At 64.7% G+C, this 6,141-nt stretch carries 7 protein-coding genes and 2 pseudogenes; 4 read left to right on the top strand and 5 right to left on the bottom strand.

The features are described 5' to 3' along the window. From AUC71_RS13185 to AUC71_RS13195, 3 genes are all read right to left on the bottom strand, one after another. On the bottom strand, positions 1-1,391 hold a 1,391-nt coding region (locus tag AUC71_RS13185), incomplete at its 3' end, for a mechanosensitive ion channel family protein (RefSeq protein WP_158007848.1). Further along, complete coding sequence (locus tag AUC71_RS19705) at positions 1,310-2,089, bottom strand: DUF3772 domain-containing protein (RefSeq protein WP_069624628.1); 780 nt, start codon at positions 2,087-2,089, stop codon at positions 1,310-1,312. The genes AUC71_RS13185 and AUC71_RS19705, both read right to left, overlap by 82 nt. Next, positions 2,086-2,373: a hypothetical protein gene (locus AUC71_RS13195; protein WP_069624629.1), complete on the bottom strand. Its 288-nt coding sequence runs from the start codon at positions 2,371-2,373 to the stop codon at positions 2,086-2,088. Before AUC71_RS13195 ends, AUC71_RS19705 begins: the two co-directional genes overlap by 4 nt. 196 nt (positions 2,374-2,569) lie before the next feature. Between AUC71_RS13195 and AUC71_RS13200 the strand changes: the two genes are divergently transcribed. After that, the gene (locus AUC71_RS13200) at positions 2,570-2,986 is read left to right on the top strand and encodes a lysozyme inhibitor LprI family protein (RefSeq protein WP_158007849.1); all 417 of its coding nucleotides are present in this window, start codon (positions 2,570-2,572) and stop codon (positions 2,984-2,986) included. 78 nt (positions 2,987-3,064) lie between these two features. Here the strand turns inward: AUC71_RS13200 and AUC71_RS13205 are convergent, their stop codons facing one another. After that, positions 3,065-3,913, bottom strand: coding sequence for a hypothetical protein (locus tag AUC71_RS13205; protein ID WP_069624631.1), 849 nt, complete (start codon positions 3,911-3,913; stop codon positions 3,065-3,067). A 174-nt stretch (positions 3,914-4,087) separates the two neighbouring features. Between AUC71_RS13205 and ruvC the strand changes: the two genes are divergently transcribed. The 3 genes and pseudogenes from ruvC to ruvB form a co-directional block, all read left to right on the top strand. Continuing rightward, positions 4,088-4,615, top strand: coding sequence for a crossover junction endodeoxyribonuclease RuvC (ruvC, locus tag AUC71_RS13210; RefSeq protein WP_069624632.1), 528 nt, complete (start codon positions 4,088-4,090; stop codon positions 4,613-4,615). Further along, positions 4,612-5,229, top strand: coding sequence for a Holliday junction branch migration protein RuvA (ruvA, locus tag AUC71_RS13215; protein WP_069624633.1), 618 nt, complete (start codon positions 4,612-4,614; stop codon positions 5,227-5,229). The genes ruvC and ruvA overlap by 4 nt, the downstream gene beginning before the upstream one ends. A 52-nt stretch (positions 5,230-5,281) precedes the next feature. Beyond that, positions 5,282-5,913 (top strand): annotated as a pseudogene (gene ruvB / locus AUC71_RS13220) (Holliday junction branch migration DNA helicase RuvB); the annotation flags it as partial. 16 nt (positions 5,914-5,929) lie between these two features. Here ruvB and AUC71_RS22820 read toward each other — a convergent pair. After that, positions 5,930-5,974, bottom strand: a pseudogene (locus tag AUC71_RS22820) (hypothetical protein); the annotation flags it as partial. Positions 5,975-6,141 lie beyond the last annotated feature (167 nt).

Genomic DNA, 6,141 nt, shown 5'->3' on the forward strand with positions numbered 1-6,141 from the left:
GATTTTATGCGCTCGCGTACGTCGCGCAGGAACACGCGGAGCTCGAAATCGAGCGAGAAGTCGCCGAACCCCGCGAAATAAACCACGGGCGGGGGCGACTTCAAGACGGCACGATACTCACTCGCCACGCCAAGCAGCACGGAGCGCAACTGCTCAACGTCGGTGTCGTACGTCGGACGTCCGATGGGAATGTCGAGGCGGCAGCTCTTGTCGAGATGCATCCAGTTGACCACGGGGTCGGTGATGAGCGTGGCGTTCGGAATGATCACCGATTGCCGATGAATGGTCTCGATTTCGGTGGAGCGTACGCTGATCTTCTTGACCGTCCCCTCCTGGCCGCCGACTTGGATGTAGTCGCCGATCTTGATGGGACGTTCGACGAGCAGAATGAGTCCGGAGACAAAATTGTTGAAGATGCTTTGGAGGCCGAAGCCGATGCCGACCGACAATGCGCCGGCGATGATAGCGAGATTCGAGAAGTCGACTCCGAGATAGGAGATGCCGGCAAGTGCCGCGAGCACGAAGCCCAGATAGCCCAAGCCGACCCGCACCGATTCGTTGACACCGGAATCGCTGCGCCGGCCGGCGAACACCCGGCCCGTGAACCAGCGTTGCACGAAGCGCGTGAGTAAGAGGCCGGCCGCGAAGACGCCGAGCGCAATGAGCACGGATTGGAGCGAGAGGTTTAAATTGCCGAATTGGAAGCCGAAGAACGCCGTTTGAATCCAGCCCTTCACCTCGACCCAATCGAAACGCCAAAGAAGCAGCAAGACGGTGACGCCGACGGCGATAATGGTGATGTCGAGGAGCAGGCTGACGATAATGCGGATGGTCAGCAGCGACGGCGCGCCCATGTCCTTGTCTTCGTCGAGATCGTCGTCGATCGGCGCCCCGGAGATGACGCTGACGCTGGAAATGTCCTCCGCCATGAGATGCAGCAGATACATGATCCACAGCACCCCGGTTGTGGTCACAAGATGGGTGCCGATGAAGCGGGCGAGCAATTCGTAACCGAGCAGCATGGCGAGCAGGATGATGGCCGCCTGCAGTGCCATGAACGTGAACAGCCAGCCGCGCCAACCGCTGAACGCCGCCTTGCGCGTGGTCAATCCCGACTGAATGACGAAAAGGAGGATGGCCAAGAGCACACCGTAGATCGCGGCGAAGGTCGCCGAGCGGAGCACCGAGACCTGATAGGGCATGAACACGAAGCTATCGGTCAGCACGGAGAGTTGGTCGACCAGCCAGAAGGCAATCAGGGCCCACAGTAGTCCCGCGATACGCCACGCCATGGACTCGCTTGCCGGAATCACCTTGTAAGCCGGATTCTTGGGAACGAGCGACTGGCGGACGAGACTGCCAAGGAAGATCGCCCAACCGATCGAGAGCACGGCCTTGAGAAGAAATCCCTCGAAGGTGGGGTCTGCGAGCCCGGCGGACGCGTGATGGCGTAAAACACGGCGAGCCCCGTCCAGATCGGCAGGCATCCCCACACGGACTTCATAAAGGCCGTAGCGCCGCATTGCTGCAGGGTCGGCGCCTCCTTCTCGGCCTGGCGCGCCACCTCGTGCCGCGCCTCGTGCCGCCCGGTGAAGCGCGCCACGACCGCGGCGGCGGCGAGCGGAATAAGGAACAGAAGAATGAGAAAGACAGTGCCGATGTTCCAGGCGCGCTCGAACCAGTCACCGATTGCGGCGAGCACTTGATCGGTTCGTTGAGGCACGCGCTCCAGGCCCGTCGGGATGACATAGGAATAGAAGTTCGGCACCGGTTTGAACAACGACTCGGTGAAGCGGTTGCGGCGCTCGTTGTTCGCCGCGTCGATCAACTGGCCGGCGCGCACGAAAAGGATATCGGCCTGCTTCAGCTTGCCGTCGATGGCCGCGACCTCGGCCTCGAGGCGCTTGCGTTGCGCGGCGATCTCGGCACTTTCCTTTGGCGCCCCTTCCTCCGGCGCGGGGCCAAGCTTCGCCAGCCGTTCGCGTGCGCCCTGGAGCTTGGGTTTCAATTTCGCGCGCTTCTCGTCGATCTCCTCGCGCAGTGCCTCGAGGAGATCGGGAATGGTCCTGAGCTCCTCGTCGGTGGTCACCTCGTCGGCGATGCCTCCTCTTGCGCCTTGATCTGATCGGCCCATTGATCGAGCGCGGCGCTGAAGTCGGCGACGACCTTGTCGTTGGTGATCTCGGGAGCAGGCGCTTCCGGCGCGCTTTCGTCCGCGCCTTCGGCGGATGGCGCGGACTCAGCAGTAGGCGTTTTCGCTGCAGGTGTTTCGGCCGGTTTGGCGGGCTGCGTTTCGTTTGTCGTGGGCGCGCTAGCCGGAGCCTCCTGGGCACGCAGGAGCGGCGGCGTGGCGAGCGCGATGCTCAAGGTCATCGCAACGAGACACAGAAGATGTCGCCAGGTCGGCATTGGTCGGTTATTTCCTCCGCGACGGGCGTGTGTTGGAATGCCCATTGGCTTTCAAAGCTTTGCCCGATCGTGCGAGACTTTGGCCATGACAATGCGGAAGATTGACGGCAGCCAAGTCAAAGGGGGCTGGATGAGCGCTCTATCACATGCGAACGGGGACATGCGCAAATCTCCGCGCCGATTATGGTATCTCGCCGCGGTTCTGGGTGGTTTGGCGTGGCTTGGAGATCAGGCGCATGCGGCGGACCCGTGCGCGGAGGCCGCCACCACCATCGCCATGCGCGAATGCCTTGATAAGGCATACACACGCGCCGACGCGGAACTGAACGCCGTGTGGAAGAAGGTCATGGCCCAAGTTGGCGGCGCCGACTATTTGCCCGCGAAAGAACGGAAGGCGTGGAAGGAGGAACTGCTCGTATCCCAACGCGCCTGGATCGAATTCAAGGAGCACGATTGCGACGCCGTGGGCTTCGAGTGGTATGGCGGCAGCGGCGCGGGGGGCGCCATTCTGAGCTGCCTGCTCGAACACACCGAAGCGCGGACCAGCGATCTCAAAGCCCGCTATTTGGATCGCTAGCGCGTCAGCTTGTAAGAACGGCGGGCAATCCGCTGCGCTGCGGCTCGATGCAGACCAAGGCCGTGCCGGGACGAACGATCAGAGCGCGATGTCCCGTCGACGCATTCTTCTCGAGAGCCTGCCGGACTCGCAACGCGGCCCAAGACCAGCTGTCCGTGCCGGTCTGAGAGCCGCGCGCGAGAGGTCCGCAGCCAGGACGCGCGTTCGCGTGGTGCCCGCTGTCACGTTGTCAGCGAGCCCGCGCCCCAGTCTTGGGCTCTCAACCGTGATCCAATGGGACACGGCGCTCCGCGTTTTGGTCCAGCCGCCGGAGATTCGCGCCTCCAAGGTGGACGTGATGCGCCGTGCCCTATGTCTTGTGCGTATCCAGCCGATCGAGGCTCTGCGGATGCCCGGTGCCGCGTAGATGGCCGCCTCGGCGCTCAAGAGGGCGGCATAGATTGACACCCGCTGCCGGAAGACGATGCCGGCCTGGTCCGAGGCGCGGATCGTCCAAGTAAGTCCGGCGGCGCTCGCCTCAAGGCCGGTGCGGGACAGCGAAAGTCCGGTGCGCCACGCCCAGAAGGCGCCCGCAGAGATCCATCGCATGATGAGGCGCGAAAGCGAATGGGCGCGTGGTGCCGCCCAGGTGAGAAAGGCCCTGCCGTTCCGCACCAGGAAGACGGTGGTGGTCCGGGCAAAGCCATAGGTGGCGAGGGCAAAGCGCCGGGACAGCCACGCGGCGCGCTGGCGCCTCAGTTCGAGGCGGTGCAGCGCATCCTCGCGTCTCAGGCGTTGGGCCCGGCGCCGTTCGTCCCGGTGGTAGCTTTCCAGCCAGCTGTGATGTTGCGTGAGGTCGTCGAGGGTCGAAGCGATAAGCCGCTTCGACCTGCTGATGTCGTCTTTTGCGGCCTCGACAGGGTCGAGGACGTGACTGGCACCGGTCATGGCGGTGCTCCCCCTAGCAAATCCCTTTGGGCGCTTGGAGTTGGCTTCCCCTCGGAACTCACGCAGCCTACGCCCAAACCCCTAACGCCGGGCTAGCAAAAACCGTTCCCCGTGGCGGTTGATTTGCCTCTCCTGGCATCCTGCCGGTGCCGCGCCCTGTGCTACGATTCGGCCATGAGGGACGCGATTCGCATTGTGGGCATCGATCCGGGCCTGCGGCGCACGGGCTGGGGCGTCATCGACACCGATGGGGTCAGACTTGGCTATGTGGCTTGCGGCTCGGTTTCATCGGACGCGGACGACAGCCTCGGGATGCGCTTGCGCCAATTGTTCGACGGGCTCTCGCAAGTCTTGGCGCAGCTTGCGCCTGTGGAAGCGGCCATCGAGCAGACCTTCGTCAATCGGGATGCCGCGGCGACGCTGAAGCTCGGCCAGGCGCGGGGCATCGCCATGCTGGTGCCCGCCTTGCAGGGTCTGGTGATCGCCGAATATGCGCCTAACGCGGTGAAGAAGACCGTGGTGGGGGCGGGCCACGCGGACAAGGATCAGATCCGCGCCATGGTGAAATGTCTGCTGCCCCGGGCGGTGCCCGACTGCGCGGACGCAGCCGACGCGCTCGCCATCGCCATCACGCATGCTCATTCACGGCGTTGGACGAAGCTCACGGAGTCCATTGCTTTAGCGGAGAGGGCGCTGCCATGATCGGCAAGCTCACGGGCATCGTGGAGTCCCTCACGCTCACCACGGCGATCATCGACGTGGGCGGCGTCGGCTACGAGGTGACGCTCGGCGCGCGCCAACTGTCCGCACTGCCGCCGGTGGGCGAGCCGGTGACGCTGTCGATCGACACCCATTTCAGAGAAGATGGCGTCCGGCTTTACGGCTTCGCCACCGAGCATGAGCGGGCCTGGTTCCGCGCGCTGCAAACGGTGCAGGGCGTCGGCGCCAAAGTGGCGCTCGCGGTGCTCGGCACGCTGTCGGCGGCGGATCTCGCCAACGCCGTGGCGCTTCAGGACAAGAACCATGTCGCGCGCGCTCAAGGCGTCGGGCCGAAGGTCGCCGCGCGCATCGTCGCCGAGCTCAAGGACAAGATGCCGGCGCTCGCGCCCGCTATCGCAATCGGCGGCGGCGCACCTCACCCCATTGCCGTGCTGCCAGAAGGACTCGCCGCGCGTGATGCGGTTTCGGCGCTCACCAATCTCGGCTATGCCCACGGCGAGGCGGCCGCGGCAATCAGCACCGCGATCGCTGCGGCGGGACGCGAAGCCGGCGCCGCAGAGTTGATCCGCCTCGGGCTTAAGGAACTCGCCCAATGAATGAGCGTGTGCTGGCTCGGCGAAGCGGGACGACGATCAGCCGGAGGCGGCGCTGCGGCCGCAAACACTCTCGGAGTTCATCGGCCAAGCCAAGGTCTGCTCCAATCTCAAAGTTTTCATCGCGCGGCGCGGCGCGCGGCGGGATGCGCTCGATCATGTGCTGTTCGCAGGTCCCCCCGGTCTCGGCAAGACGACGCTTGCCCAGATCGTGGCGCGCGAGCTCGGCGTCAATTTTCGCGCCACCTCAGGGCCGGTGATCGCCAAGGCCGGCGATCTGGCGGCGCTGCTCACCAATCTCGAAGATCGCGACGTTCTTTTCATCGATGAAATTCATAGGCTTAGCCCGGCGGTGGAGGAGATCCTCTATCCCGCCATGGAGGACTTCCAGCTCGACCTCATCATTGGCGAAGGCCCCGCCGCGCGCTCGGTGCGCATCGATCTCGCCAAGTTCACGCTGGTCGCCGCCACCACGCGGACCGGGCTTCTCACCACACCATTGCGCGAGCGCTTCGGCATTCCTATCCGGCTCGAGTTCTACACCGTGCAGGAGCTCGAAGAGATCGTGCGGCGCGGCGCGAGACTCCTCGGTCTGCCACTCACCGACGAAGGCGACGAGATCGCGCGGCGCGCGCGCGCGCGCGCGGCGCGCCGCGCGCCGCCGGGCGATCTCATGTCCGCCTTCGTCGGTGAGTGGCAGACCGAGGAGTCTCGCGCCGCGCCGCACGATCTCTTCGAGCTCCTGCACGGTGTAGAACTCGAGCCGGATAGGAATGCCGAAGCGCTCGCGCAATGGTGTGGTGACGAAGCCCGGTCCGGCGTGGTGGCGGCGACCAGCGTGAACTTGGCGAGATCGATGCGCACCGAGCGCGCGGCGGGGCCTTCGCCAATGATGAGGTCGAGCTGGAAGTCCTC

The sequence above is a fragment of the Methyloceanibacter marginalis genome, from assembly GCF_001723295.1.
Lineage (GTDB): Bacteria > Pseudomonadota > Alphaproteobacteria > Rhizobiales > Methyloligellaceae > Methyloceanibacter > Methyloceanibacter marginalis.